The sequence below is a fragment of the Litoreibacter arenae DSM 19593 genome, from assembly GCF_000442275.2.
Taxonomy (GTDB): Bacteria; Pseudomonadota; Alphaproteobacteria; order Rhodobacterales; family Rhodobacteraceae; genus Litoreibacter; species Litoreibacter arenae.
The window spans coordinates 690056-715587 of record NZ_KE557306.1 but is presented as its reverse complement, the minus strand read 5'-3'; the positions used below and the strand labels follow the sequence as shown (position 1 = coordinate 715587).

Sequence of the window (25532 nt, the reverse complement as noted above, 5' to 3'; positions counted from 1 at the left end):
TGAGGTGGTCTTGATCGCACGTCGCACCTTATGACATGCGGGACCGGCAGAGCACAGGCCCGCTGGCGGCATCGGACATTTTGTCCTGCCCCGGAGCCGTCCAAAAATCGCGGGCGGCGCTGGTCACGGTGATTGTAATGTGCAGCAGCGGCTCCTATATATGGGATGTCTCTTCGGGGACTATGGACATAAACGCGCTCGTAATAAGCGGATCGGACCCGGGGGCGGTACCCGGCGACTCCACCAATACTCCCTCGTTTGGGGACCATGGGGTCGAAATAGGATCGACGGACGTCTAAAGGGGTTTGCTTTGTCTCGGTGAGTTACCACCGTTATCGGTACACTAAAGCTAGTTGCAAACGACAACAAAGCTCCAATGGCGATGGCTGCGTAAGCAGTCGGAACTATTGAAAACTTAAGCCCTTAGGCCTAGCAGCTTAAGGCGGGGTTTGCAGGTACCTGGCAACAGAAACCTGCGCTAATTCCCCCCATCAGTCATACTTTACACCCGTCTCCAGCAACTCAAAGCCGGCGATCTCGAATTCATAGTAGTTGCCCTCCGTCTTACGCGCTCGCGCGATCAGACGGTTTTGCTCATCGCGGAAGACGGCATGGGTGCTGTGCAAGGCACGGTAGCAATGGCTTCCGTCAGGGTAGATGTATTTGATCATGAGTTGTTTTCCTTCTCAAAAGTTAAACGCCTTGCGAAACGCCGCCTCGCCCAAGCCGGTAAACCGCACGATGCGCGTGCCTTCGGGCCGCGAGGCCCAGCCTTGGGCAAACATATGATCCAGTATGCCACGCCCCAGCCGCCCCGCCAGATGCGACCGCCGCGCGGACCAGTCGAGGCAGGATTTGCACTCGGGGCTGCGCGATTTGGCCGACAGGTCGATGCCAAGCGCCGCCATCTCGGCCCGCCCCGCATCGCTGAGCGCTATGTCGTCGCCCTCGCCCACCAGTACGCCGCGAGCCTTCAGCCCGTCGTAAAGCAGCACCCCCAAATTGCCAGCCAGATGGTTGTAGCACACCCTTGCATGACGCAGTTCCGGATCGCGCGGGCCGGTGCGGGTGCGCAGCTGGCCGTTCTTGGCCGCCAGCCCCATCAGCGCCTCCAGCACTTGCGCCACGTCGCCATCGGCCAGCCGGAAATAGTGGTGCCGCCCCTGCCGGTCCCGCTGGATCAGCCCGCCCTCCTCCAGCCGCGTCAGGTGGCCGGAGGCGGTCTGCCCCCTGATCCCCGCCTCGCTCGCCAGCTCTCCGGCAGTCAGGGCCTTGCCGCTCATCAGGGCGGCCAGCATGTTGGCGCGACCGGGGTCGCCGATGAGGTTCGCGATGCGGGCAATGTCGGGGCCGTCTTTCATGTTCTGCACTCCATGGTTCGGGGTAGACCGAACCATGGGCGACATGAAATTGCAAGCATAGTTCGGCCTGTGCCGAACCATTCACGTCAGCAGGCAGGCTAGAACAGGGCAAAAGGAGATACCCCAATGCTGACCTGTTTCATCCGCTACCAGATCGACCCCACCAAACGCGCCCAGTTCGAGCAATACGCCCGGAACTGGGGTCAGGCCATCCCGCGCAACGGGGCGGATTTGATCGGATACTACGCGCCGCACGAAGGCTCCTCGACGCTGGCCTACGGCGTCTACAACATCCCCTCGCTTGCCGACTACGAAGCCTATCGCGCCCGCCTTGCCGCCGATCCGCTGGGCCGTGAAAACTACGAATTCGCCCAGACCGAAAAGTTCATCTTGCGCGAGGACCGCACCTTCCTGAAGCTGGCAAGCGCACCACATGGGAGCCCCGCATGATCGCCGTCATCTTCGAAGTCATCCCCGCCGAGGGCCGGAAAACCGCCTATCTCGACATCGCCGCCGACCTGCGCCCGCTGCTGGAGCAGGTCGACGGCTTCATCTCGGTCGAGCGGTTCCAGTCGATCACCGACCCGTCCAAGATGCTGTCGCTGAGCTTCTTCCGCGACGAAGACGCGCTTGCCAACTGGCGCACATTGTCCGAGCATCGCTCGGCCCAAAAGGCAGGCCGCAGCGGCGTATTCGAGGGTTACCGCCTGCGCATCGGCTCGGTTATCCGCGACTACGGGCTGGACGAGCGGCGCGATCAGGCCCCCGCAGACAGCAACGAGGCCCATGGCTGCCCCTACAGGGCTTGACCCACGCGCCCGCCCGAGGCACCCTGCCCTCATGGGGATCCCGCGACGCCCCGTGAGGCGACAGCCGAATGTTCGTACCCTTCTGAAACCGAAAAACGGGGTACTTTACCATGGCTGGCTTTTCCGAAATCTCTCCCACGGCACTGATGCGCCTGATCGGCACGCCCGACGCGCCGACCATACTGGATGTCTGTATCGACGCTGACTTCGCGGATGATCCGCGTCTGATCCCCACCGCGCGACGCTGGCCGCATCCTGAAATCGGCGGCTTTGACGGCGCAGGTCCTGTGGTGGTGGTCTGCCAGAAAGGCCTGAAACTCAGCCACGGGGCGGCGGCATTCTTGCGGGCCAAAGGCATCGCGGCAGAGGCGCTGGAAGGCGGCATTTATGCGTGGCGGGATGCGGGGCTTCCGCTGATCCCTGCCGCCGCGATTCCTGCGCCGCTATGGGTCACGCGCCACCGCCCGAAGATCGACCGCATCGCCTGCCCATGGCTGATCCGGCGCTTTGTCGACCCGTCGGCGCAGTTTATGTTCGTCCCTCCGTCCGAGGTGCCGGCGGTGGCCGAGAAATTCGGCGCAACACCGTTCGACGTAGAGGGCGTTGCGTTTTCGCACGTCGGCGAGCGGTGCAGCTTCGACACCATGCTGGACGCCTTCAAGCTCGACACGGAGCCGTTGCAAACCATGGCCACGGTGATCCGCGCGGCGGATACGAACCGTCACGATCTGGCTCCGGAAGCTGCGGGATTGCTGGCCCTATCGGTCGGCTTGTCGCGGCAATACAAGGACGACAGCGCCCAATTGGAAGCAGGCATGGCGCTCTATGACGCGCTCTACCGTTGGGCGCGGGACGGACAGGGCGAGGGTCACCTTTCGTCTGTGGGCGCATGATCCCCCTGTCCGAGATGCTGCGCGTCTTTGGTCGCATCGGGCTGTTGTCCTTCGGCGGCCCTGCGGCGCAGATCGCGTTGATGCACAAGGAGCTGGTCGAGGACCGCCCGTGGCTGACCGAGGCGCAGTTCTTGCGCGCGCTATCCTTTTGCATGTTGCTGCCGGGTCCGGAGGCGATGCAGCTTGCCACCTATGCAGGCTGGCGGATGCGCGGGGTGTCTGGCGGGCTCTTGGCGGGGCTGCTCTTCGTGGTGCCGGGGGCGTTGGTGATCGTCGGACTAGCCTTGGCCTACGGCATCTACGGCCAGCTCCCGCTGGTGCAATCGCTGTTCATCGGTGTGAAGGCCTGCGTTGTGGTGATCGTGATCCAAGCGCTGATCAAGGTGGCGCGGAAAGCGCTGAACGGCCCCATCCACATCGCAATAGCGGTCGCCAGCTTTTTGGCGCTGTTCGTGCTGAACGCGCCGTTCCCGTTGGTTATCGTGCTGGCGGCAGCGGTCGGTGCCGTTGCCTTGAATGGCGAGGCTGAGGGCGGAGCGCCCGCCCCGAAAACCCCCGCCGCGCGCACCGTGAATACTGTAGCACTCTGGCTGCTGATCTGGTTCGCACCGCTGCCGCTGCTCATGCTCTACGCGCCCGACATCCTCACCGACATGGCGGTGTTCTTCTCCACCCTTGCAGTCGTCACCTTCGGTGGGGCCTACGCGGTGCTGGCCTATATGACGCAAGCGGTGGTGGGCGATTTCGGCTGGCTGACCACCGCGCAGATGGTCGACGCCTTGGGGCTGGCCGAGACCACCCCCGGCCCGCTGATCCTGGTGACGCAATTTGTCGCCATGGTGGCGGGGTTCAAGGCGGGCGGCACCGCGCTGGCGCTGCTGGCGGGGCTGGTCACGCTTTGGGTGACCTTCGCGCCGTGCTTTCTGTGGATCTTCGCGGGCGCGCCCTATATCGACCGCCTCGGCCACATGCCGCGCCTGTCGGGTGCCCTGACCGCGATCACCGCCGCCGTGGTGGGCGTCATCGCCAATCTGGGGCTGTGGTTCGCGGGCGCGGTGTTCTTCGAGACGGGCAGCATCCAGCCAGTTCCCGTGGCAATCGCACTGGTCGCCAGCGCCCTCATGCTCTGGCGCAAATGGGATATGCTGGTCGTTTTGCCCATCTGCGCGGCGCTCGGGCTGGTTTTGACAGGGTCCGGTTGACCCCCCTTTCCCTCGCCTCCGAATCCGCGCATGGTAAGACCCAAGGTCAACCACAGCGGGGCTGAGACGACATGTCCGACACGATCGACTATGGCAACAAGATGCATCGCGCCATGCGTGGGCTTATTGCCGAAGTGTTGGAAGATGTCGGCGCACACGGCCTGCCGGGCGATCACCATTTCTTCATAACCTTTGACACCCGCCATCCGGATGTGGAAATGGCCGACTGGCTGTTCGACCGCTACCCGTCCGAGATGACCATCGTTGTGCAACACTGGTTCGACAACCTGATCGTGGCCCCGGACGGGTTCCAGATCACCCTGAACTTCGGCGACAATCCGGAGCCTTTGGCGATCCCCTTCGACGCCATCCGCACCTTTGTCGACCCGTCCGTGGAATTCGGCCTGCGGTTCGAGTCTCAGGACGACGAGGAGGAGGAACACGAGGTGGTGGACCTGCCCGACGTGGACCTTGCCGAAGCGCTGCATCTGGACAAGGCGGAGACGGGCAAAGACGACACCAGGGGCAAGCCCGCCAAGGACGCCGACGTGGTCTCGCTGGACGCGTTTCGCAAGACCTGAGCGCCTGTTAGCGCAACCGGTGCGCTCCCCCCGATTGTCATCCTGCCCGCACCCCGCTACATCGGGGAAAACCTGATTTTCTGGAAGGACGATCCATGACCGACACGCGCACCGAGACCGACAGCTTTGGCCCTCTGGAGGTTCCTGCCGACAAGTATTGGGGGGCGCAGACGCAGCGCTCGATCATGAATTTTCCGATTGGCTGGGAAAAGCAGCCCGTGGCCATCGTGCGGGCGCTTGGGGTGATCAAGAAGGCCGCCGCGACGGTCAATCTGGAGTTCGGCGATCTGGATGCGGAGCTTGCGCCTGCCATCCAGCAAGCGGCGCAGGAGGTGATCGACGGCAAGTTCGACGACAACTTCCCGCTGGTGGTCTGGCAAACGGGTTCCGGCACGCAGAGCAACATGAACGCGAACGAGGTGATCTCCAACCGCGCCATCGAGATCATGGGCGGCGAGATGGGGTCCAAGAAACCCGTCCACCCCAATGACCATTGCAACATGGGCCAGTCCTCCAACGACACTTTCCCCACCGCGATGCATGTCGCTATCGGCATGGTGGCCCGCGACACGCTGCTGCCGGGGCTGCGCAAGCTGCACGCGGCGTTGGAAGCCAAATCCGAAGAATTCAAGGACATCATCAAGATCGGCCGCACCCACACGCAGGACGCGACGCCGTTGACTTTGGGTCAGGAATTCGGCGGCTATGCGCACCAGATGAAAAAGGGCATCGAGCGGGTCGAAATGTGCCTGCCCGACATCTACGAGCTGGCCCAAGGCGGCACGGCGGTCGGCACGGGCCTGAACACCCGCAAAGGCTTTGCAGAAAAGGTCGCGGCCGAAATCGCCGCCATCACCGGGCTGCCCTTCGTGACCGCCCCCAACAAGTTCGAAGCACTTGCCGCCCATGACGCCCTGGTCATGTTCTCCGGCGCGTTGAAAACCGTCGCCGCGTCGATGTTCAAGATTGCTAACGACATGCGGTTTCTGGGCTCCGGCCCCCGCTCCGGTCTGGGCGAGTTGATACTGCCGGAAAACGAGCCGGGCTCGTCGATCATGCCGGGCAAGGTGAACCCGACGCAGGCCGAGGCGCTGACCATGGTGTGTATCCACGTCATGGGCAACGATGCCGCTGTGGGCATGGCTGGTAGCCAAGGCCATTTCGAGCTCAACGTCTACAACCCGATGATGAGCTACAACGTCATCCAGTCCATGCAGCTACTCGGCGACGCGGCGGGCAGCTTCACCGACAACATGGTGGTCGGCACGCTGGCCAACAAGGAACGCATTGACAAGCTGATGAAAGAGTCGCTGATGCTGGTGACAGCGCTGGCGCCGACCATCGGCTATGACAACGCCACCAAAGTCGCCAAGACGGCGCATAAGAACGGCACGACCCTCAAGGAAGAGGCGATTGCCCTTGGCTTGGTGGACGAGGAAACCTTCGACCGCGTGGTGCGGCCGGAAGATATGATTGGACCGAAATGAAAGCCAAGAACCTGAGCAAGGCTCGCAAGGAACGCACACGCGCTGACAAACGGGCACAGGGCGATGCCAACGCGCTCAAATTCGGGCGCACCAAAGAGCAAAAGCAGGCTGACATGAAGGCGCAGCTTGCTGCGCGCTCCAAACTCGACGGTCACAAGCTGGACAAATGAGCCGCCCGCTGAAACGTTCCCTGACCCTCAAGGGGCACCGCACATCGGTGTCGCTTGAGGACGAGTTCTGGTATGAATTCCGCCGTATCGCCAAAGAAAAAGACCGCCCGATCAACGATCTGGCGGCCGAAATCGACACGAGTCGCGCACCTGACCTAGGGCTGGCCTCTGCTATAAGACTCTTTGTGTTGAACGACCTGAAATCGTCTTAGACGAACGCCCAACACCGAAATGCGTTCTGGAGCGTGCCGTTTCCAAGTGAACGACGTTTTTACGTTCCTTCATCAAATTCAGACATCTTAAACCGGATAGATCGGCCTCGAACAACTCCGCCAACTCATCGCGCTCCAGCGTATTGGAGGACACCATAGCGCGTTTCAGATGCACACGTCGTGAAAGAGTTGGAATCGCGATTCGAAAGTGAGGCATCCAATGCAAACCAAACGGGCGTTTAGTAGGCTCTGAGGTGTCGGCAATATTCGTCATGGCAGCTTTCCTTTCGGTCAGTAAGCGGAATATTGCGGATCAGAGCGTAAAAAGCAGGGGGGAACGGTAAAAAAAATTCCCCACACCTGAGAATACCGATTCGTTAACAAATAATTAACATCTTGTTAAATAACGATTAAATTATAATTGCGCTGATTTGTGCGACAAAAATGACGCTACGTCAAATCAAAAATTTGGAGTGCAATAGGGTATTTTACAGGTCTGAATTTCAGCGAATATTAGAGGATTCTGAGCAATTTATCGCCGAATCGGGTACGGTTTAACGTAGCGTTAGGGCCGTCTTAGCTGTGAAATGCGCGTAAATCCGCGCACGACAATAAACCAGATTGACGCCAGCACCATGACAGCACCGGCAAATGTAAATGTCCACATCACGGCTGCCAGCCCGAGATGTCGTTTGAACGGCACCTGAATCGCGATCGACTGGTCTTGCGCGCGCCACAGCACCGTTACCCGGTCACCTTTACGGAAGTTGTAGTGGCTGGAGCCGGATTTCACGCTCATCTCCCGCAGCACTCCTCCGGGGTCGGTGAACTCCACCCGTGGCGTGAATGTCAGGTAGCCGTCACTTGGCGAGACGCGGTGACTGCGTGTCTCCACAATGCGGCCCGGCACCGGCTCACCTGATGAAGTCAGCTGCCAGAACACACGATCCGCGTTGCCCGCGCCAAGAAGCGGCAGCCCAAGCACGAAGCAGAGAGTGATTACGGCCCATGGCGGTCGGACGCCCTTGCGATAGTCAGGCATCGGGCGCTCTCCTCGTCAGCTTCAGCCAAATCCCGTCTTTGGAGCGTACGGTCAAATGCGCCACGGGAACAGGGGTGCGCTCGGTGGTCTCAAACCGGAAGTTGCGCACCAGCATGGACAAGAGCAGCGGCCCCTCGACCATGGCGAACCCCGCGCCGGTGCAAACGCGCGGACCACTGGAGAACGGGATGAACGCCTCGCGCATACATTGCTTGCCGTTCTCGGTGGCCCACCGCGCGGGGTCGAACCCGTCGGGATTGTCCCAGAGCCGTTCATGCCGGTGCAGGTGCCAGGGCGAGATCACCATCTGCGCGCCGGGTTGTATGTCGCGGTCGCGGAGGCGTTCGGGGCATGTGGACTCCCGCACCATCATCGGCACGGGGGGATAAAGCCGCAGCGCCTCGCGAAACACATCGCGGGAAGTACGCAGTTTCGACATCACCTTGAAGTCGCAACCCGCATCAAGCGCCTTCGCTTCCTCGGCCAGCTTTTCCTGCCAGTCGGGGAACAGCGCCAAAAGATACAGCGTCCATGCCAGAGCCGACGCGCTGGTCTCGTGGCCTGCGAGGAAGAAGATGGCGACTTGGTCGACCATTTCCTCGGTGGTGAAGGTCTCGCCCGTCTCAGGGTCCGCCGTGGTCATGATCTTGGTCGCCAGATCGTCCGGCGCGGTGCCGTCCTTGATCTGCGCCATGCGGGTCTCGGTCAACTGCCGGATCAGCGCACGGATGGAGCGTGCGGTCTGCTTGGTCCTGGCGCGGTGCAAACGTGGCATCCACGCGGGGCCTTTGACGAAGGCGGCAAGGTTCAGGATCGGCTGCGTGCGCTGGTAGTCGCGGAACTCGGTGAACACGGCCTGCGCGATGCGATCCTCTATGGGGATCGAGAACAACGTGCGGAAAATCACGTCGGCTGCTGCGAAGCTGGTGGCCTCCTCGACCTCTTGCGTGCCGTCTTTCAGCCGTGCGACCGCCGCCTGCCCTGCGGCCCACATCGCGGGGAAGGTGTCGCGCAAACGGCCACCCTCGAAGGCCGGGTCGATGATGCGGCGTTGCCGTTCCCACACCTCACCGTTCGTCAGGAAGACCGAGTTGCCCAGCAGCGGTCGCAGCCCCGCACCGATGCGATCGGACTTGGGGAACGCTCTGGGGCGTTCATTTAACACTGTCTTAACCAGTGACGGCTGGTTGATAAGATAGCTGCGGAAGAACGGCGTTCTGAACTCCGCCATCCATGCGCGATAAAGTTTCGCGGGTTGCGCCGACAGGATGTCCTGTCGGAACAGCCGCAGATATTTCAGCAACGACACCTTTTCGGGCCGCGCGGGCGGCTTGGGCGGGATCATGTCATGTCCGTGTAGCCTGACGCCTCGACGTCGATGCGGGAGCGTGATTGCGGGCGGTCGTGGTAGCGCTCGTGCAACGTCAGCGGGCCTGCGGTGATCTGGAAATAGTCGTAATCCTTGGGCCGGTCGAAGGCGCAAAGATACTGGAAATGCAGCCGGAAGAAGCGCCAGCGCAACTCTGTCCATTTCTCGGGGCTGAGGGACTGGGTAAAGGCGGCAGAGAAAACCAGCGGCCACTTCTTGTCCTGCGGCTCGACGCCGGAAACCGACACCGGATCGCAGAGCGCGAAGGAGCAGCCGTCGCCCGGCGCTGTGACGTCGATCCATGTGAGCGCATCGCTGGAGGAAAGAAAATGAAGATCGCCACGTAATTTACTGGCTTTTGGCAAGAAAGAGACCATGGGCACCACCTGCCCGAGGCTGAGAAAAGCCAGTTTCGGGCCATCCTCCGGTACGCCGCCTTCACGGATCAGATCCGCCAGAATGGACACCGCCAGATGCGCGCCGGAGGAATGGCCGACGACCAGAACCTCGTCCACGTCGTCTTGTAGGGCGGTGGCGATAGTGGCGCGAAACTCGGCCATCCGGTCCTCCAACGCGGGCGGATTGGCCCCCATGTAGCGGGCGGAATAGGCGTAGTCATGCATCAGGTAATAGGCGTAGAGCTTGCCGTCCTTCTTTTGGAACCAGCGGAGAACGACCGCGACCACCCCTGCCGTAACAACCCATCCCGATACATTGAGTATCCATAAATATTGCCCGGAGATAAGCGGGCCCAGCACCATGCGCAGCACCCGCTCGCCGCCCCATTCCAGCAGCCCTGCCGCAATGCGGCCCAGCAGGAACGCCAGCAGCAATTGCCCCAGCAACATCCCGATGGGATAGAGCGCCGCGATGATCGGCCCCTTGCGCAGACGCATCAGCCGGAACAACGCGCCGGTGGCGATATACGTGAACGCGGTGCGAACCAGCTGCCAGTAGGTCGCGGGGATGGAGTTGGACATGGAGTTGCGCACGATATCGGACCAGACCAGCACATCGACCTGTGCCTCCGTGCGCTGGCCGTCGATGATGGCCGACGCGTGCCAGCCATAGGCGCCCTCTTCCGCTTTCGGTTTCAGATCAATCTGGTATCCGCTGATCTTCGCCTGCTCCGCGCCCTCTTTGCGGTACAGCTCGCGGTAGCGGCGCGGATGTATAGGATCGTAGCCGGGGATGTAGAACACCCGCCGCCGTTTCACGCTTTGATCCGTCGCCATTTCCATGGCCGCACGTTAGCCCGCAGTTTTGGCAAAAGTAAGAAGCGCTTGCATGGACAAGGCCCCGCGTGTCGCCTAGATCACGGTTATGGATCATGACGCCGAACTCGACGCATTGGGGTTGCTTTGCCCCCTACCTGTGCTGAAGGCCCGCAAGCGGTTGCAGGCGCTCGCCTCGGGTCAGGTGTTGCGGGTGCTGGCCGACGATCCGGCGGCGCTGATCGACATGCCGCATTTCTGTGCCGAAGCTGGTCACGAGCTGGTTGGCGTGACCGAGGACGGGGCGCATCATATCTACCTTCTGCGCAAGGCCTGACGGGCCCTTCGGGGAGAATATTTTAGCCAAGATGAAACGCTATTGCGCGGCCATTGCGGGCTCTGTCGTGTTGAGGCTGGCCAACAATTCCTCGCGCCGTTTGGCGGCCTTGGCCTCGTTGGCCTCTTTCACCGGACCGAAGCCGCGAATTTGCAAGGGCAGCTCCGCCAATGCGATGGCCGCGTCGCGGTTGGAGGCGGCGAGGATTTTGGGCAGGTCATCCTCGTATTGCTTTATGAGGGCACGTTCCATCTTGCGTTCGTCACTATAGCCGAACGGGTCGAACGGCGTGCCGCGCAGGGATTTGAGCTTGGCGAGGATGCGGAAACCGCGCTGCATCCATGCGCCGTATTCCTTCTTCACCGGACGACCGTTGGCCCCCATCTTCGAGAAGATCGGCGGGGCCAGATGGTAGGTCAGCTTCAAGTCGCCGTCGAAGGCGTCCCGCGCCTTGGCTTCGGTGTCGAGATGCAGCCGCGCGACTTCGTATTCGTCCTTGTAGCTCAACAGCTTATGGTAGCCTTTTGCCACGGCCTCTTTCAGCGCGGGATCGTCGATCTGCGCCAGCGCCTTCTCGTAGCGTTTGGCCAGCCTGTTGGACTGGTAGTCCTTCAGATGGTCACTGCGGAAGGCGATTCTCTCGTCGAGCGACTTGGGCAGCTTAACCACCTTATCGGTGACATAATCCGCCGCCTGCTCCGGATGCTCCGCGGCCCAGCGGCCAAGGGCGAAGGCGCGTTTGTTGCGCTCGGGTGCGGCACCGTTCAGCTCGATGGCCTGCATCAACGCGTCATGGCTGATCGGCAGCAAACCCTTTTGCCACGCGGCGCCAAAAATCATCATGTTGGAATAGATGCTGTCGCCCATCAGCACGCGGGCCAGATCGGATGCGTCAAAGAACTGCACGCGGTCTTGCAGGCGGGCTTCCAGCGACAATTCAAGCCGGTCGGAGGGGATCTTGAACTCGGTGTCGCGGGTGAAATCGCCGGTGACGATTTCGTGGTTGTTGACCACCGCGCCGGTGCGCCCTGTGGTCATCAGGCCAAGCGTCTTGGCCCCTGCGGTCACCACCAGATCACCGCCGATCACGGCGTCGGCCTCGCCGGTGGCGACGCGGATTGCGGTGATATCGCCGGGTTTGTTGGCAAGGCGGCAATGGATATGCACCGCGCCGCCCTTCTGGGCCAGCCCCGCCATTTCCATCATGCCAGCACCCTTGCCGTCGATATGCGCGGCCATGGCCAGCACCGCGCCGATGGTCACCACACCGGTGCCGCCGACGCCGGTGATGACGACGTTATGGGTGCCGTCGATTTCCGGCAATTGAGGCTCCGGCAAATCGGGCAAATCCACCTCGGCGGTGGCCTGTTTCTTCAACTCCGCCCCCTCGATGGTGATGAAGGACGGGCAGAAGCCGTTGACGCAGGAGTAGTCCTTGTTGCACGACGACTGGTCGATGGCGCGCTTGCGGCCCAGTTCGGTTTCGACCGGCACGATGGAGACGCAGTTGGACTGCACCCCGCAATCGCCGCAGCCTTCGCAAACATCGGTGTTGATGAATACCCGCTTGTCGGGGTCGGGAAACAGCCCGCGTTTGCGGCGGCGGCGTTTTTCGGCGGCGCAGGTTTGCACATAAACTATGGCCGATACACCTTTGACCTTGCTTAATTTTTCCTGAACCGCAGGAAGCTCGGCCCGCTCGTAGCTTTCCAGATCGCGGGGGAATTGGGTCAGGTCGACATCTTCTTTCTCGTCATAGACCAGCACCAGATTCCTGATGCCCATCGCCTTGAGTTCGGCCACGATGCGCGGCGCGTCCAGATCGCCTTCATTGGGCTGACCGCCAGTCATCGCGACCGCGTCATTGTAGAGAATTTTGTAAGTAATGTTCGTCCCCGCCGCGATAGCCGCGCGGATCGCCTGGATGCCGGAGTGGTTATAGGTCCCGTCGCCAAGGTTCTGGAATACGTGTTCGCGTGTGCTGAACGGCGCCTCACCGATCCAGTTCGCGCCCTCGCCGCCCATCTGGGTGAAGCCGACGGTGTCACGGTCCATCCATTGCACCATGTAATGACAGCCGATCCCCGCATAGGCGCGGGAGCCTTCGGGCACCTTGGTGGACGAGTTATGCGGGCAACCGGAGCAGAAATACGGCAGCCGCGCCGCGATGTCCTGCGCGTTGTCTGACCGTTTGGCCTCTGCCAGTTTCGCCAACCCCGCTTCGATGCGATCCGTGCGGCGGCCTTCCTCGATCAGGATGTCGCCAATTTTCTGAGCGATATCAATCGGGTCAAGGGCGGCACGGGTCGGGAACAACTCCAGCCTGCGGCCGTGCTCCCAGGTGTCGCCCTTGTGCCAGCCATAGACGCGCTGGCCGTGGTGGTCGTCGAACAACGCCTCCTTGACCTGCACCTCGATCAGCTTGCGCTTTTCCTCGACCACGATGACCAGATCAAGGTCCTTCGCAAAGTCGTGGAAGCTGTCCATGTCCAGCGGCCAGACCTGTCCGATTTTGTAGGTGGTAAGCCCCAGACGCTCGGCTTCCGCCGCGTCGATGCCCAAGAGAGAGAACGCGTGTTGCAGATCCAGCCAGTTCTTGCCGGCGGCGGCGAAGCCGATCTTCGCGCCGGGTTTTCCCCAGACGCGCTTGTCAATTTTATTAGCCTTCGCAAAGGCTTCCGCCGCAAACCTGCGGTAGTCGATTACGCGCGCCTCTTGCAGTTGCGGGGTGTCCACGAGGCGGATGTTCAGCCCGCCGTCGGGCATGTCGAATTCCGGCAGCACAAACGACATGCGGTCGGGACGGCCATCGACGACCGAGGTCACCTCGATCGTATCCTTCATTGTCTTGAGGCCGACCCAAAGGCCCGAGAACCGCGACAAGGCCCAGCCATAAAGCCCGTAATCCAAAATTTCCTGAACGCCCGCAGGTGACAGCACGGGCATATAGGCGTCGACCATCGCCCAGTCGGACTGGTGCAAGGTGGTGGAGGATTCGCCGGTGTGGTCGTCCCCCATCGCCATCAGCACGCCGCCATGGGGCGAGGTTCCGGCCATGTTCGCGTGCCGCATCACGTCGCCGGAGCGGTCCACGCCGGGGCCTTTGCCATACCACAGACCGAAGACGCCGTCATAGCGCCCCTCGCCCCGCAGCTCGGCCTGTTGCGCACCCCAGATCGCGGTTGCGGCAAGGTCCTCGTTCAAACCCGGCTGGAAGGTAATATCGGCCGCGCCCAAGACCTTGGACGCTTTCGACATCTGCAAATCGACCGCGCCAAGCGGCGAGCCGCGATAGCCTGTGACCAGCCCGGCGGTGTTCAGCCCTGCGGCGCGGTCGCGTTCCTTCTGCATCAAAACAAGGCGCACCAGCGCCTGCGTGCCGTTCAGCAAGACGGGTGATTTGCTCAGATCGAAGCGGTCGTTCAGTGAAATGGATTGAGTCCCCATGTCGCGCCTCCCAGTGCTCAGGTTACAGGCATCATAGGTCACAAAAGCTGACCTATCAACCGATTTTTGCAAACAGTTCTTTGCGGGTGAAGCCCGAAGGGCTACATGGTCTGAAATTATAACGCCTAACTTAGAAAGTGGGTCCGTAATGGATTGGGACAAGCTCAGAATTTTTCACGCCGTCGCGGATGCGGGCAGCCTGACCCATGCCGGTGACACGCTGCACCTGTCGCAATCCGCCGTGTCCCGTCAGGTGCGCGCGTTGGAGGAATCACTGAACACCAACCTGTTTCACCGTCACGCCCGCGGCTTGATCCTGACCGAGCAAGGCGAGCTGCTGTTCGACGCCACCCGCGCCATGACCAAGCGGCTTGACGCGGCCTCGGCTCGCATCCGCGACAGCGAGGAGGAGGTGTTCGGCGAGCTGCGCGTCACCACCACCATCGGCTTCGGCACGCTTTGGCTGGCCTCCCGCCTGTCGAATTTCTACGCGGATTACCCTGATCTCAACATTGACCTGATGCTGGACGAGCGGGTTCTGGACCTGCCCATGCGCGAAGCCGACGTGGCGATCCGGATGAAGGAGCCGTCACAGGCCGATCTGGTGCGCAAACGTCTGATGTCCGTGCGGATGCGGCTTTACGCGACCCGTAGCTACCTGGAGACCCACGAGATGCCGCAGACGATCGAGGATCTGCAGGAGCACCGTCTGATCTGCCAGAACCTAAGCTCGGAACAGGTGTCGGCGGGGGCCACGATGGTGCGTGAATTGATGAGCTACGACCTGCCCAGCCTGCTGACCGTGAACAACTATTTCGGCTGTCTGCAAGCTGTGCGCAACGATCTGGGCATCGGCGTCCTGCCCGATTACGTGGCCATTGACGACCGCGATCTGGTGCGGGTGCTACCGGAAGTCGAGTCGAATGCGGTGCCGGTTTTCCTTGCCTACCCGGAGGAGCTGCGGCAATCCAAACGCATTTCCGCCTTCCGCGATTTTGTGGTGGCCCAAATCGACGCGCAGAAGAAACGCGCGCAAATGATTGAAAACGGCTGATTAAGGCTCGATATGCACCCCGCGCATAGCCGATATGCTTTAATTTCAGCCTATTTTTCTTGAACCAGAGCAGTCTGACGCCTAATTCTTGTGCATGGGCGGCGCTGAGGCGCTTCCCACCTCCCTGTTGGACTTCGGCCGAGCTTTATGCTCGGCCTTTTTTTTTGCGACGTGCAAAACCTGAATGTCGTCCGATGTCGTCAAGGCAATCCCAAAAACTCTAGAGACTTGCCTCCGCCGCCCGTTGCAGTCCCATCCCAAGAAAGACCATGCCCATCAGACCGACGAAGGCGAGGCCGAAAATCGCGTATACCAACCGCCCGACAGGGCTGAAATCCCCGAAATGCTGATACATCTCGTTCATCGGTATGCCGCGAGGTTTGAACAACATGGTGAGGGCGAAAAATACCATGGTCACGACAAACAGCACGCCGACATATTGGTCCATCCAGTCCGGCCCACGAACAAACCCGAAATCGAAAGCATAGACCTGCGTTGGGATAAGAAGCGAAAGAAAGATAAGAACTTGACGGCTCATGGTCGTCTCGTGAGATAAAAATAGGCGTTGTGCGATGCCACCCGTTTTGGCGGCCAACTGCGCCGCGGACAGCATCGGCGCGATCTGTTTCGCGAAACAATCGGGCTATTTTTCGACAGTACAACGCAACATTTGTGACAGTGACCTATCGAAGAGCTTCACCCCTTCCCTTCCGGCGCTGCTGCAATATGACATGCGCAAGCAGAAATGCGCCGGGGAGGTCGAAACATACACGAACCACAAATCACCGATGATCCGTTCGCGGCACACGGGCTTTTGCTCGGCCTTTTAAGCGCGCTCTGCGTGAGTTATCCGTCAACCGGCGCGGACAGTTTATCACCGAGCTTTTCCAGCATCGTCAGGCACTGCGCCAACTGGTCGACGGCCACGAATTCATCCGCCTTATGCGCCTGCTCGATCGAGCCGGGCCCGCAGACCACCACATCCATGCCCAAGGCCTGAAACACACCGGCCTCGGTTCCGAACGCCACTACGTCGGCGCCATTGGCTCCGGTCAGGGCGGACAGGATTTGCAGGGCTTCGTTATCGTCGGTCGGCGTCAGCCCCGCGACCTCGCCGACGACCTCCGTTTCGATGGAGGCGTCTGGATAGACCGCGCGCATGGCGGGCAACAGCACGTCGTCGCAATAGGCCTTGACCTGCGCCTTGACGAACGCCGCGTCACTGGCCTGCACCGGACGCAGGTCCCAGTCCACCTGCGCTTTGGGGGCGATGACGTTATGCACCGTCCCGCCGTTCAACGCGCCGACGTTCAGCGTGGTCCAGGGCGGGTCAAAGCGGCTGTTTTCAGGATATCTGGATTTCAACTCGTCGCGCAGGTCCAGCAGGCGGCCAACGTAGCGGGCGGCGTATTCGACGGCATTCACCCCAAGATGCGGGGCGGAGCCGTGGCCCTCCAACCCCTGAAAATGCGTCGAGTACTCGCAACAGCCTTTGTGGCCTTCGATGATCCGCATGCTCGTCGGCTCCCCGATGATCGCGATGGCGGGCTTGATCTCGCGGTCGATCAGGGTTTGCGCAAGGTTTTGCGCGCCGATGCAGCCTGTCTCCTCGTCATAGGTAAAGGCGAAATGCAAAGGCCGGTTGAGCGTGCCTTGCGCATAGCGCGGTGCCATCGCCAAGGTGGCCGCGATAAAGCCTTTCATGTCGCAGGTGCCGCGCCCGAACAGCAGGCCGTCTTGTTTCCACAGTCTGAACGGATCGCTCGACCAGTCCTGATCGGTGACAGGCACCACATCGGTGTGCCCCGACAAAACGATGCCGCCATCGCCGTCCGGCCCGAGGGTGGCGAAGAGATTGGCCTTCTGCCCGCGCTCGTCCAGCAGCACTTCGACCCGTGCGCCGCAGTCCTCCAGACGGGTGGCGAGATAGGCGATCATCTCCAGATTGCTGTCGGCGGACACGGTGGGAAAGGCGATCAGGTCCGACAGGATATCGGTCGTCTGCTCGATCATCGGGTCAGTCCTTCACAAACAGTTTGCGCTCGATGTCGCATAAGGTTTCAGCGGCACCATCCTCCCGGATCAGGATCGTCTCGGTGGTCTCCAGCCCCCAGCTGTCCATCCACAGCGCGGGCATGAAATGGAATGTCATCCCCGGCTCAAGGACAGTCTCGTCCTCGCTGCGGATGGAGGCCGTCCGCTCGCCCCAATCCGGCGGATAGCTCAGGCCGATCGCGTAGCCCATGCGGCCCGAGCGCTCGATGCCGTGCTTGGCCATCACCTGCATGAAGGCATTGGCAATGTCGCAGGTCCGGTTGCCTGCCCGCGCAGCCTCCAGACCGGCGGCGAGCCCTTCCATCTGGGCCTGTGCCGTGCGGAGCATTTCATCCGGCGGCGTGCCAAGAAACACCGTGCGGCAGAGCGGCGCGTGATAGCGGCGATAGCAGCCGGACAGCTCGAAAAACGTCGCTTCCCCCTCGCGCATGGGGGCGCCGTCCCATGTCAGGTGAGCAGCGGTGGCGTCGAGGCCCGACGGGGTCAGCGGCACAATCGCGGGGTAGTCGCCCCAGTCGTCACCAACACCGGAGATGCCCGCATGCATGATATCCGCCACAAGGTCGTTCTTGCGCACGCCGGGGGCCGCGCGGTCGATCGCGGTCTGCACGACCTTTTCCGAAATCCGCGCCGCCTTGCGGATGAAGGCGATCTCGGCGTCGGATTTGACCAGCCGCTGCCAGTTCACCAGCGCGGTCGCGTCGATCAAATGCGCTTGCGGCAACTCCTCCGTCAGGACGGCGTGGGCTTTGGCCGAATAGTAGTAGTTCTCCATCTCGACGCCGATACGCGCGCGCTCCAGCCCGCGTGCTTTCAGGTGCGCCGCAAGATCCTGCATCGGGTGTATCACCGTCGACTGCACGTAATGGTCGCCATAGCCGACGATATTGTCTTGCTGCATCCAGCAGGTCCGGCGGCCGCCCATCATGTCCATATGACGGCCCCACCAGACCGGTTCGCCCTCCATGGTGAGGATCACGCCTTGATGCACGTAGAAGGACCAGCCGTCATAGCCGGTCAGCCACGCCTGATTGGACGGGTCCGTGACGAATATCGCATCCAGCCCCGCCGCGGACATGGCCGCGCGGGTTTTGGCGATGCGTCGGTCATATTCCGAAGTCTCGAATGCGGAGTTCTGCGTAGCCATTATGTATCCCTTCGTAGCGTCAGCCCAGAACAGAAGTTACGGCCTGATAGGTTGCGGCAACCACCTGATCGGCCTCGGCGCGGGTCAGGCAAAACGGCGGGGCGAAGCCCAGAATATCACCTTGCGGCATGGCCCGCGCGATGACGTTGTTCTGCTCCAGCAGTTTGCCCGCGATCTGCGGCCCGATCTTGTCGCCCGCGTCATAGAAACGGCGGCTCTGCTTGTCGGCCACGAACTCGACCGCGCAAACCATCCCTTCCCCGCGCACATCCCCGACATGGGGGTGGTCGCCAAGGGCGGCGCGCATTTCAGCGTTCAGATACGCCCCAACCGTGCCCGCATTCTCGACCAGCCCCAGCTTGTCGATCAGCTCAAGGTTGGCCACGCCCGCAGCGGCCCCGATGGGATGCGCCGAGTAGGTCCAGCCGTGCCCGATGGGGCCGTTCTCGTCGGTGCCTTGCTCCAGCACCGCCCACATTTTGTCGGAAACAATCGACCCCGACAGCGGCGCATAGGCCGATGTCAGCCCTTTCGCGATGGTGATGAGATCGGGGCGCATGCCGTAATGGTCCGAGCCGAACATCGTCCCGAGCCGCCCGAACCCGGTGACCACCTCGTCCGCGACCAGCAATATGTCGTGGCGGTCCAGAACCTCCTGGATCGCGGGCCAGTAGCCTTCGGGCGGTGGCACGATCCCGCCCGTACCAAGCACCGGCTCCCCGATGAACGCGGCGATAGTGTCGGCGCCTTCACGGTGGATCATCGCCTCAAGCTCGGACACGCAATGGGCGACGAACGCGCTTTCGCTTTGTCCCGGATCGTCGCGCCGGAAGTAATACGGGGCCTCGGTATGGATCACCTGCGCCAGAGGCAAATCGAACTTCTTGTGAAACAGCTCCAGCCCCGTCAGCGAGCCGGTCATAAGGCCCGACCCGTGATAGCCGCGCCAGCGCGAGATGATCTTCTTTTTCTCGGGGCGGCCCAGAATGTTGTTGTAGTACCAGATCAGCTTGATGTTGGTCTCGTTCGCGTCGGAGCCGGACAGGCCGAAATAGACCTTGGACATATGATCGGGCGCACGGTCCAGCACCATTTTCGCAAGCGTGATCGAAGCCTCGGTGCCGTGCCCCACATAGGAATGGTAGTAGGCCAGTTCGCGGGCCTGCTCGGCGATGGCCTCGGCAATTTCCGACCGCCCGTAGCCGACATTGACGCAATAAAGCCCCGCGAACGCATCCAGCATCCGGTTGCCGTCGCGGTCCTCGATATGGCACCCCGACCCGCCGGTGACGACCCGGTGAGGCACGTTGCCCCGCGCGAATTCGGCAAGGTGGGTGGACGGGTGAAAGAAGTTCTCGCGGTCCCATTGTTCGAGTTTGTCGTTATGTAGCATGGCTTACCCTTCGGCTTTGGCGGCGCGCCGCCTGATGACAAATGACTGAAGCCTGTTGCACGCATCACGCCATATCGGCCTGAAAGATGAGCAGACGGCTCCGCTCCCCCAAGCAGCAGCGCGCAATGCCTTTATTGCCAAGGTAATGCCGCGACTGAACCACGCCTGCTCGAAAAAAATCAATGATTTTTTTGTGGGGGACGCGCGCTGCTGCCTCCGGACAGGTGAGGCGCTCAAAGAACAGCCCATTCCCCCTTCCCCCTGCGGCCCTCCTGCAATATGACGTGCGCAAGCAGAAATGATCCGGGGACGTCGAAGCATGCAGGAACCACAAATCACCGATGATCTGATTGCGGCGCACGGGCTTTCGCCTGACGAATACGACCGCATCCTGGAGATCATCGGCCGCGAGCCGACCTTCACCGAACTCGGCATCTTTTCGGCCATGTGGAACGAGCACTGCTCCTACAAATCCTCCAAGAAATGGCTGCGCACGCTGCCCACCGAAGGCCCGCAAGTGATCTGCGGTCCGGGCGAGAACGCAGGCATCGTGGATATCGGCGATGGCCAATGCGTCGTCTTCAAGATGGAGAGCCACAACCACCCGTCATACATCGAGCCCTACCAAGGGGCTGCGACCGGTGTGGGCGGTATTCTTAGGGATGTGTTCACCATGGGCGCGCGCCCGATTGCGGCAATGAACAGCCTTAGCTTCGGCGAGCCGGACCATCCCAAGACCAAGCAGCTGGTCAACGGCGTGGTGGCGGGCATCGGCGGTTATGGCAACTGCTTTGGCGTGCCGACCGTGGGTGGCGAAGTGCGCTTCCACCCAGCCTATAACGGCAACTGCCTTGTGAACGCCTTTGCGGCAGGCATCGCGGATACCGACAAGATTTTCTACTCCGCCGCGTCCGGCGTCGGCATGCCCGTGGTGTATCTGGGTGCCAAAACCGGCCGTGACGGGGTTGGCGGCGCGACCATGGCCTCGGCGGAGTTCGACGACACCATTGAAGACAAGCGCCCCACCGTGCAGGTTGGCGACCCGTTCACCGAGAAACGCCTGATGGAAGCGACGCTGGAATTGATGGCGACAGGCGCGGTTATTTCCATTCAGGATATGGGGGCCGCTGGTCTCACCTGCTCTGCCGTGGAAATGGGCGACAAGGGTGGCTTGGGCGTAAAGCTGCATCTGGAAAAAGTCCCGCAGCGCGAAGAGAACATGAGCGCCTATGAAATGATGCTGTCCGAGTCTCAGGAACGCATGTTGATGGTGCTGAAGCCGGAACTTGAGGCCGAGGCCCGTGCGGTGTTCGAGAAATGGGACCTCGATTTTGCCATCGTCGGCGAGACCATCGACGAGGACCGTTTCCTGATCCTGCATAACAACGAAGTCAAAGCCGACCTGCCGCTGAAGACGCTGTCCGGCTCTGCGCCCGAATATGACCGCCCTTGGGTGGCAACCCCTGCCCCCGCCCCGCTGGAGGACATCCCCCAGGTCGATGCCATCGACGCGCTGCGCATACTTCTGTCCAGCCCGAACTATGCGCGCAAGCAATGGGTGTGGGAGCAATATGACAGCCAGGTCATGGCCGACACGATCAATCCGCCCGGTGCGGGCGCTGGCATCGTGCGGGTGCACGGCACCGACAAGGCGCTGGCGTTTACCTCCGACGTGACCCCGCGCTACGTCAAGGCGAACCCGATCGAGGGCGGCAAACAGGCGGTGGCGGAAGCCTACCGCAACCTGACCGCCGTGGGTGCGGTGCCGCTGGCGACCACCGACAACATGAACTTCGGCAACCCTGAAAAGCCCGAGATCATGGGGCAATTCGTAGGCGCTATCAAGGGCATAGGGCTTGCAGTTAAGGCGCTGGATATGCCCATCGTTTCGGGCAATGTCTCGCTCTATAACGAGACCGACGGCACCGGCATCCTGCCCACACCGACCATCGGCGCGGTCGGTCTGATCCAGCATCTGGACGACATCATCGCAGGCACCGTGCGCGACGGTCATGTGCTGTTGATGGTCGGCGACGCGGAAGGCCATCTGGGCCAGTCCGCCCTGCTCGCCGAAGTGTTCAACCGCGAGGACGGCGACGCGCCGCATGTCGATCTGGACGCCGAAAAACGCAATGGCGACTTCATCCGCGCGCAGCGCGAGTGGATCGACGTCTGCACCGATGTGTCCGACGGCGGCGTGGCCTTGGCCGCGTTCGAGATGGCGGATGCTGCTGGCGTCGGTCTGACCTTGGACGATGACACCACCCAAGTGGTCTTCGGCGAGGATCAGGGCCGCTACCTGATCGGCTGCTCCTTCGACAAGGCCGAAGCCTTGATGGGGGCCGCCGGACAGGCGGGTGTGACCCTGACAAGCATCGGCAAATTCGGGGGCGATCAGGTCACGATCGGCAGCTCCTCCGCCCCGCTGGCGGAGTTGTCGGAAATCTACCACACCAGCTTTGAGCAGGCGGTGGGCTAACACGGGTTGTCAGTCACCACGCGGCTGCCTACCTTCTATTCAACGACCACCTGACAGGAGCCCCGTGCGCCCATGCAAACCAAAGAGATAGAAGACCTGATCCGCGAGAGTTTTCCCAACGCGCAGATCGAGGTGCACGGCGACGACGGCGCACATTTCTCGGCGCTTGTGGTGGATGAAAGTTTCAAAGGCCAGAACCGTGTGCAGCAACAACGTGCGGTGATGGCAGCTGTGAAAGACAAGGTGGACAGCGGCGAATTGCACGCGCTGGCCCTGACAACGAAAGCACCGGAGTAAGACATGAGCGACGCTAATACCCAGATCAAAGACACCGTGACCAGCAACGATGTAGTGCTGTTCATGAAAGGCACCTCAAGCATGCCGCAATGCGGCTTCTCGTCGAAAGTGGCGGGCGTGCTGAACTACATGGGCGTCCAGTACAAGGACGTGAATGTGCTGGAAGATGACGGCATCCGTCAGGGGATCAAGGAATACTCGGACTGGCCGACCATCCCGCAACTCTACGTCAAAGGCGAGTTCGTCGGCGGCTGCGACATCATCACCGAGATGACCCTGTCGGGCGAGCTGGATACCCTGCTGGAGCAGAACGGCGTCAGCTTCGACAAGGACGCGGCGAACAAGATCCGCGAACATAACAGCTAAGGGGGCTGCGCGATGAGCGATGAGATCGAGGAATATCTAAGCGACATCTTCTCGGAGCATCGCGTCGTGCTGTTCATCAACGGCCCCGTGCAGTCCCCTGCGGATGCGGAATCGATGATGGCGCGGGATATTCTCGCGGCGCTGAAGATCGACTTTCACCCTGTCGATGTCAGCAGTGACCCTCGCATTCTGCCTGCCGTGCAGGAGCGGTCCGACTGGCAACAACTGGCGCAGCTGTTCATTGACGGGCAGTTCATCTGTGACAGCTTCAACCTGACGCCTGCGCTGAAAACCAAGCAGTTGGACAAAATCCTGAAAGACAAGAAAATCCCGTTCGACGAAGCCGTTGCGCAGCAGTTTCGGGACATGAACCCGTAGGCGGGTAGCAGACACAAAAAAGCCCGGCGAAGCGATGCTTCTGCCGGGCTTTTTTTTATTTCCATAGCGGCGACTTAGAGCAGACTCTTCACCTTCTCGGCCACATCCTTGGCGGTGATGCCGAAATGCTTGTAAAGCTCCTCCGCCGGTGCTGATGCGCCAAATCCGTGCATACCGATGAAGCCGGATTTCTCGCGCTTGCCACGCTCGCCGAACAGCCAGCGGTCCCAGCCAAAGCGGATCGCGGCCTCCACGGCGACACGCACCGGACCAGCTGGCAACACCTTGCGGCGATATTTCTCGTCTTGGCTCTCGAACAATTCCCAGCACGGCATGGAGACGACGCGGGTGCCGATGCCCTCGGCCTCCAGCAACTCGCGGGCGGCCAAGGCGATTTCCACCTCGGAGCCGGTGGCCATGATGATCGCCTGACGCTTGCTCTCGGCCTCGGCCAAAACGTAAGCCCCCATCGCGGTCTGGTTCTTCAGCGTGTGATCCTTGCGCACGGTCGGCAGGTTCTGGCGCGACAGCGCCATCACGGTGGGCGTGGTTTTCGACGTCAGCGCCAGTTCCCAGGCCTCGGCGGTTTCCACTGCATCCGCCGGGCGGATCACGTTCATGTTGGGCGTCGCACGCAGCATGGCGAGGTGTTCCACCGGCTGGTGGGTCGGGCCGTCTTCGCCGAGACCGATGCTGTCATGGGTCATGACGTAAGTCACCGGCACGCCCATCAGCGCGGACAGGCGCATGGCCCCGCGGGCGTAGTCGGTAAAGCACATGAACGTCCCGCCGTAAGGCTTTGTTCCACCGTGCAAAGCCATGCCGTTCATCGCGGCTGCCATACCGTGTTCGCGGATGCCGTAATACATGTAGCGGCCCTTGCGGTTCTCGGGGGAGAACACGCCCATATCCGACGTCAGAGTGTTGTTGGAACCAGTCAGGTCGGCAGAGCCGCCGAAGGTTTCCTGCATGATCGGGTTGATCACCTCCAACGCCATTTCGGACGCTTTGCGGGTGGCCACCTTGGGCTGGCTTTCGCTAACCTGCTTTTTCAGCGCCTTGATCGTGGCGGACAGCTTCTTCGGCGCGTCACCTGCGTAGCAACGGGCAAATTCCTTCTGCTTGGAGTTCGACACCTCGCCCAGACGGGTTTCCCACGCCTTGCGGTCCTCTGCCCCGCGCTTGCCGATGTCTTCCCACTGGGATTTCACGTCGTCGGGGATTTCGAACGGGCCGTAGCTCCAGCCATAGGCTTCCTTGGTGTCGCGGATCAGCTCGTCCGAGGTGAGTGCGCCGTGGCCCTTGGAAGTGTCCTGCGCCGAGGAGCCGAGCGCGATATGCGTCTTGCACGCGATCATCGACGGCTTCTTGGTCTTCTTGGCCTTCTCGATAGCCGCGTCGATCTGTTCGGGATCATGGCCGTCAATTTCCTGCACATGCCAACCGGACGCCTTGAAGCGTTGGACTTGATCGGTGCGGTCGGACAGGTCCACTTTGCCGTCGATAGTGATGTTGTTGTTGTCCCAGAACACCACAAGGCGGCCCAGCTCGTGGCGGCCTGCAAGGCCGATGGCCTCCTGGCTGACGCCTTCCATCAGGCAGCCGTCACCGGCGATGCAGTAGGTGTAGTGGTCCACAATCTTCTTGCCGAAGCGCGCGCGCTGGCTTTCCTCGGCCAGTGCGAAACCCACCGCGTTGGCGATGCCTTGGCCCAGCGGGCCGGTGGTGGTCTCGATGCCCTTGGCGTGGCCGTATTCGGGATGGCCTGCGGTGATCGCGCCCAACTGGCGGAAGTTCTTGATCTGCTCCAGCGTCATGTCGGAATAGCCCGTCAGGTGCAGCAGCGAATAGATCAGCATGGAGCCATGGCCCGCCGACAGGATGAAGCGGTCGCGGTCGGGCCAGTCGGGGGCGGACGCGTCGAACTTCAGGTGCTTCTCGTAGAGGACGGTGGCAACGTCGGCCATGCCCATCGGCATGCCGGAGTGGCCGGAATTCGCCGCCGCGACAGCGTCGAGGGTCAGCGTGCGGATGGCGGCAGCGCGCATCCAGTGTTCGGGGTGGGCTTTGCGCAGGGCTGCAATATCCAAGGCTCTTATCCTTATGAGGCGGTGCGTGTTGGGGGCGGTGATACCAGCGTGGGCGCGAAGTTCAAGACGCGTCGACCGCCGCTTTGCCACAACATCCGCTTAAAGGGGAGGCATTCGCCGCAATCTGTGGTTAAAATCAAGCCTGTGAG

At 61.5% G+C, this 25532-nt stretch carries 25 protein-coding genes and 1 other RNA gene; 15 read left to right on the top strand and 11 right to left on the bottom strand.

From position 1 onward, the window contains the following. Positions 1–128 precede the first annotated feature (128 nt). Positions 129–480: a transfer-messenger RNA gene (ssrA, locus tag THALAR_RS18010) on the top strand. Positions 481–491: 11 nt separating this feature from the next. Here the strand turns inward: ssrA and THALAR_RS03670 are convergent. After that, positions 492–671, bottom strand: a complete 180-nt coding sequence (locus THALAR_RS03670) for a hypothetical protein (RefSeq protein WP_021100137.1) — start codon at positions 669–671, stop codon at positions 492–494. A 15-nt stretch (positions 672–686) separates the two neighbouring features. Then, complete coding sequence (locus THALAR_RS03665; RefSeq protein WP_021100136.1) at positions 687–1361, bottom strand: ArsR/SmtB family transcription factor; 675 nt, start codon at positions 1359–1361, stop codon at positions 687–689. Positions 1362–1487: 126 nt separating this feature from the next. Here THALAR_RS03665 and THALAR_RS03660 point away from each other — a divergent pair, with 126 nt between their 5' ends. From THALAR_RS03660 to THALAR_RS03625, 8 genes are all read left to right on the top strand, one after another. Further along, positions 1488–1811, top strand: a complete 324-nt coding sequence (locus THALAR_RS03660) for an NIPSNAP family protein (protein WP_021100135.1) — start codon at positions 1488–1490, stop codon at positions 1809–1811. After that, on the top strand, positions 1808–2170 hold the full coding sequence (locus THALAR_RS03655; protein WP_021100134.1) for an antibiotic biosynthesis monooxygenase family protein: 363 nt from the start codon (positions 1808–1810) through the stop codon (positions 2168–2170). Before THALAR_RS03660 ends, THALAR_RS03655 begins: the two co-directional genes overlap by 4 nt. Before the next feature lie 110 nt (positions 2171–2280). After that, entirely contained in the window at positions 2281–3063 is a 783-nt protein-coding gene (locus THALAR_RS03650; RefSeq protein WP_021100133.1) for a chromate resistance protein ChrB domain-containing protein, read from the top strand. Next, on the top strand, positions 3060–4265 hold the full coding sequence (chrA, locus tag THALAR_RS03645; protein WP_021100132.1) for a chromate efflux transporter: 1206 nt from the start codon (positions 3060–3062) through the stop codon (positions 4263–4265). Before THALAR_RS03650 ends, chrA begins: the two co-directional genes overlap by 4 nt. A 71-nt stretch (positions 4266–4336) precedes the next feature. Beyond that, complete coding sequence (locus THALAR_RS03640) at positions 4337–4846, top strand: SspB family protein (RefSeq protein WP_021100131.1); 510 nt, start codon at positions 4337–4339, stop codon at positions 4844–4846. A gap of 95 nt (positions 4847–4941) precedes the next feature. Then, positions 4942–6333 (top strand): class II fumarate hydratase, encoded by a 1392-nt coding sequence (gene fumC / locus THALAR_RS03635; RefSeq protein WP_021100130.1) that lies wholly within the window; start codon positions 4942–4944, stop codon positions 6331–6333. After that, positions 6330–6503 carry a DUF4169 family protein gene (locus THALAR_RS03630; RefSeq protein WP_021100129.1) on the top strand — a complete coding sequence of 58 codons (174 nt, stop codon included), beginning with the start codon at positions 6330–6332 and terminating at the stop codon, positions 6501–6503. Before fumC ends, THALAR_RS03630 begins: the two co-directional genes overlap by 4 nt. After that, positions 6500–6715, top strand: a complete 216-nt coding sequence (locus THALAR_RS03625; protein ID WP_021100128.1) for a ribbon-helix-helix domain-containing protein — start codon at positions 6500–6502, stop codon at positions 6713–6715. Before THALAR_RS03630 ends, THALAR_RS03625 begins: the two co-directional genes overlap by 4 nt. Positions 6716–7280: 565 nt before the next feature. Here THALAR_RS03625 and THALAR_RS03620 read toward each other — a convergent pair. Genes THALAR_RS03620 through THALAR_RS03610 form a run of 3 tightly spaced genes read right to left on the bottom strand, consistent with a single transcriptional unit; the run spans position 7281 to position 10367 of the window. After that, entirely contained in the window at positions 7281–7757 is a 477-nt protein-coding gene (locus tag THALAR_RS03620) for a DUF3592 domain-containing protein (RefSeq protein WP_021100127.1), read from the bottom strand. Further along, positions 7750–9102: a cytochrome P450 gene (locus THALAR_RS03615; protein WP_021100126.1), complete on the bottom strand. Its 1353-nt coding sequence runs from the start codon at positions 9100–9102 to the stop codon at positions 7750–7752. The genes THALAR_RS03620 and THALAR_RS03615 overlap by 8 nt, the downstream gene beginning before the upstream one ends. Further along, positions 9099–10367, bottom strand: a complete 1269-nt coding sequence (locus tag THALAR_RS03610) for a hypothetical protein (RefSeq protein WP_021100125.1) — start codon at positions 10365–10367, stop codon at positions 9099–9101. The genes THALAR_RS03615 and THALAR_RS03610 overlap by 4 nt, the downstream gene beginning before the upstream one ends. A gap of 82 nt (positions 10368–10449) precedes the next feature. Between THALAR_RS03610 and THALAR_RS03605 the strand changes: the two genes are divergently transcribed. Continuing rightward, positions 10450–10677, top strand: a complete 228-nt coding sequence (locus tag THALAR_RS03605; protein WP_021100124.1) for a sulfurtransferase TusA family protein — start codon at positions 10450–10452, stop codon at positions 10675–10677. A gap of 39 nt (positions 10678–10716) precedes the next feature. Here THALAR_RS03605 and THALAR_RS03600 read toward each other — a convergent pair whose 3' ends face one another. Next, positions 10717–14124: an indolepyruvate ferredoxin oxidoreductase family protein gene (locus THALAR_RS03600; protein ID WP_021100123.1), complete on the bottom strand. Its 3408-nt coding sequence runs from the start codon at positions 14122–14124 to the stop codon at positions 10717–10719. A 148-nt stretch (positions 14125–14272) separates the two neighbouring features. Here THALAR_RS03600 and THALAR_RS03595 point away from each other — a divergent pair, with 148 nt between their 5' ends. Further along, positions 14273–15178 (top strand): LysR family transcriptional regulator, encoded by a 906-nt coding sequence (locus tag THALAR_RS03595; protein ID WP_021100122.1) that lies wholly within the window; start codon positions 14273–14275, stop codon positions 15176–15178. A 220-nt stretch (positions 15179–15398) separates the two neighbouring features. Here THALAR_RS03595 and THALAR_RS03590 read toward each other — a convergent pair whose 3' ends face one another. The 4 genes from THALAR_RS03590 to THALAR_RS03570 form a co-directional block, all read right to left on the bottom strand. Beyond that, on the bottom strand, positions 15399–15716 hold the full coding sequence (locus THALAR_RS03590) for a hypothetical protein (RefSeq protein ID WP_154666738.1): 318 nt from the start codon (positions 15714–15716) through the stop codon (positions 15399–15401). Positions 15717–16024: 308 nt separating this feature from the next. Next, entirely contained in the window at positions 16025–17191 is a 1167-nt protein-coding gene (gene argE / locus THALAR_RS03580) for an acetylornithine deacetylase (protein ID WP_021100119.1), read from the bottom strand. Between the two features lie 4 nt (positions 17192–17195). Continuing rightward, a complete protein-coding gene (locus tag THALAR_RS03575; RefSeq protein ID WP_021100118.1) occupies positions 17196–18380 on the bottom strand; it encodes a M24 family metallopeptidase in 1185 nt (394 codons plus the stop codon). A gap of 19 nt (positions 18381–18399) precedes the next feature. Further along, complete coding sequence (locus THALAR_RS03570; RefSeq protein WP_021100117.1) at positions 18400–19773, bottom strand: aspartate aminotransferase family protein; 1374 nt, start codon at positions 19771–19773, stop codon at positions 18400–18402. A 319-nt stretch (positions 19774–20092) separates the two neighbouring features. Between THALAR_RS03570 and purL the strand changes: the two genes are divergently transcribed. The 4 genes from purL (at position 20093) to THALAR_RS03550 (ending at position 23293) form a co-directional block, all read left to right on the top strand. Then, complete coding sequence (gene purL / locus THALAR_RS03565) at positions 20093–22252, top strand: phosphoribosylformylglycinamidine synthase subunit PurL (RefSeq protein WP_021100116.1); 2160 nt, start codon at positions 20093–20095, stop codon at positions 22250–22252. A gap of 72 nt (positions 22253–22324) precedes the next feature. Next, positions 22325–22549, top strand: a complete 225-nt coding sequence (locus THALAR_RS03560; RefSeq protein ID WP_021100115.1) for a BolA family protein — start codon at positions 22325–22327, stop codon at positions 22547–22549. A gap of 3 nt (positions 22550–22552) precedes the next feature. Continuing rightward, positions 22553–22915 (top strand): Grx4 family monothiol glutaredoxin, encoded by a 363-nt coding sequence (gene grxD, locus THALAR_RS03555; protein ID WP_021100114.1) that lies wholly within the window; start codon positions 22553–22555, stop codon positions 22913–22915. A gap of 12 nt (positions 22916–22927) precedes the next feature. After that, positions 22928–23293, top strand: coding sequence for a glutaredoxin domain-containing protein (locus THALAR_RS03550; RefSeq protein ID WP_021100113.1), 366 nt, complete (start codon positions 22928–22930; stop codon positions 23291–23293). Between the two features lie 74 nt (positions 23294–23367). Here THALAR_RS03550 and tkt read toward each other — a convergent pair whose 3' ends face one another. Beyond that, on the bottom strand, positions 23368–25383 hold the full coding sequence (gene tkt, locus THALAR_RS03545; RefSeq protein ID WP_021100112.1) for a transketolase: 2016 nt from the start codon (positions 25381–25383) through the stop codon (positions 23368–23370). Between the last annotated feature and the right edge of the window lie 149 nt (positions 25384–25532).

What these genes read in the sequence shown, in the direction of transcription:
- THALAR_RS03650 (WP_021100133.1), top strand. Translation starts at nt 2,281, where the DNA reads ATGGCTGGCTTTTCCGAAATCTCTCCCACGGCACTGATGCGCCTGATC.
- THALAR_RS03630 (WP_021100129.1), top strand. Translation starts at nt 6,330, where the DNA reads ATGAAAGCCAAGAACCTGAGCAAGGCTCGCAAGGAACGCACACGCGCT.
- chrA (WP_021100132.1), top strand. Translation starts at nt 3,060, where the DNA reads ATGATCCCCCTGTCCGAGATGCTGCGCGTCTTTGGTCGCATCGGGCTG.
- THALAR_RS03670 (WP_021100137.1), bottom strand. Translation starts at nt 671, where the DNA reads ATGATCAAATACATCTACCCTGACGGAAGCCATTGCTACCGTGCCTTG.
- purL (WP_021100116.1), top strand. Translation starts at nt 20,093, where the DNA reads ATGCAGGAACCACAAATCACCGATGATCTGATTGCGGCGCACGGGCTT.
- THALAR_RS03605 (WP_021100124.1), top strand. Translation starts at nt 10,450, where the DNA reads ATGGATCATGACGCCGAACTCGACGCATTGGGGTTGCTTTGCCCCCTA.
- THALAR_RS03610 (WP_021100125.1), bottom strand. Translation starts at nt 10,367, where the DNA reads ATGGAAATGGCGACGGATCAAAGCGTGAAACGGCGGCGGGTGTTCTAC.
- THALAR_RS03595 (WP_021100122.1), top strand. Translation starts at nt 14,273, where the DNA reads ATGGATTGGGACAAGCTCAGAATTTTTCACGCCGTCGCGGATGCGGGC.
- THALAR_RS03570 (WP_021100117.1), bottom strand. Translation starts at nt 19,773, where the DNA reads ATGCTACATAACGACAAACTCGAACAATGGGACCGCGAGAACTTCTTT.
- THALAR_RS03665 (WP_021100136.1), bottom strand. Translation starts at nt 1,361, where the DNA reads ATGAAAGACGGCCCCGACATTGCCCGCATCGCGAACCTCATCGGCGAC.
- THALAR_RS03620 (WP_021100127.1), bottom strand. Translation starts at nt 7,757, where the DNA reads ATGCCTGACTATCGCAAGGGCGTCCGACCGCCATGGGCCGTAATCACT.
- fumC (WP_021100130.1), top strand. Translation starts at nt 4,942, where the DNA reads ATGACCGACACGCGCACCGAGACCGACAGCTTTGGCCCTCTGGAGGTT.
- THALAR_RS03560 (WP_021100115.1), top strand. Translation starts at nt 22,325, where the DNA reads ATGCAAACCAAAGAGATAGAAGACCTGATCCGCGAGAGTTTTCCCAAC.
- THALAR_RS03550 (WP_021100113.1), top strand. Translation starts at nt 22,928, where the DNA reads ATGAGCGATGAGATCGAGGAATATCTAAGCGACATCTTCTCGGAGCAT.
- THALAR_RS03655 (WP_021100134.1), top strand. Translation starts at nt 1,808, where the DNA reads ATGATCGCCGTCATCTTCGAAGTCATCCCCGCCGAGGGCCGGAAAACC.
- THALAR_RS03575 (WP_021100118.1), bottom strand. Translation starts at nt 18,380, where the DNA reads ATGGCTACGCAGAACTCCGCATTCGAGACTTCGGAATATGACCGACGC.
- grxD (WP_021100114.1), top strand. Translation starts at nt 22,553, where the DNA reads ATGAGCGACGCTAATACCCAGATCAAAGACACCGTGACCAGCAACGAT.
- THALAR_RS03640 (WP_021100131.1), top strand. Translation starts at nt 4,337, where the DNA reads ATGTCCGACACGATCGACTATGGCAACAAGATGCATCGCGCCATGCGT.
- THALAR_RS03590 (WP_154666738.1), bottom strand. Translation starts at nt 15,716, where the DNA reads ATGAGCCGTCAAGTTCTTATCTTTCTTTCGCTTCTTATCCCAACGCAG.
- THALAR_RS03625 (WP_021100128.1), top strand. Translation starts at nt 6,500, where the DNA reads ATGAGCCGCCCGCTGAAACGTTCCCTGACCCTCAAGGGGCACCGCACA.
- THALAR_RS03615 (WP_021100126.1), bottom strand. Translation starts at nt 9,102, where the DNA reads ATGATCCCGCCCAAGCCGCCCGCGCGGCCCGAAAAGGTGTCGTTGCTG.
- THALAR_RS03600 (WP_021100123.1), bottom strand. Translation starts at nt 14,124, where the DNA reads ATGGGGACTCAATCCATTTCACTGAACGACCGCTTCGATCTGAGCAAA.
- THALAR_RS03660 (WP_021100135.1), top strand. Translation starts at nt 1,488, where the DNA reads ATGCTGACCTGTTTCATCCGCTACCAGATCGACCCCACCAAACGCGCC.
- argE (WP_021100119.1), bottom strand. Translation starts at nt 17,191, where the DNA reads ATGATCGAGCAGACGACCGATATCCTGTCGGACCTGATCGCCTTTCCC.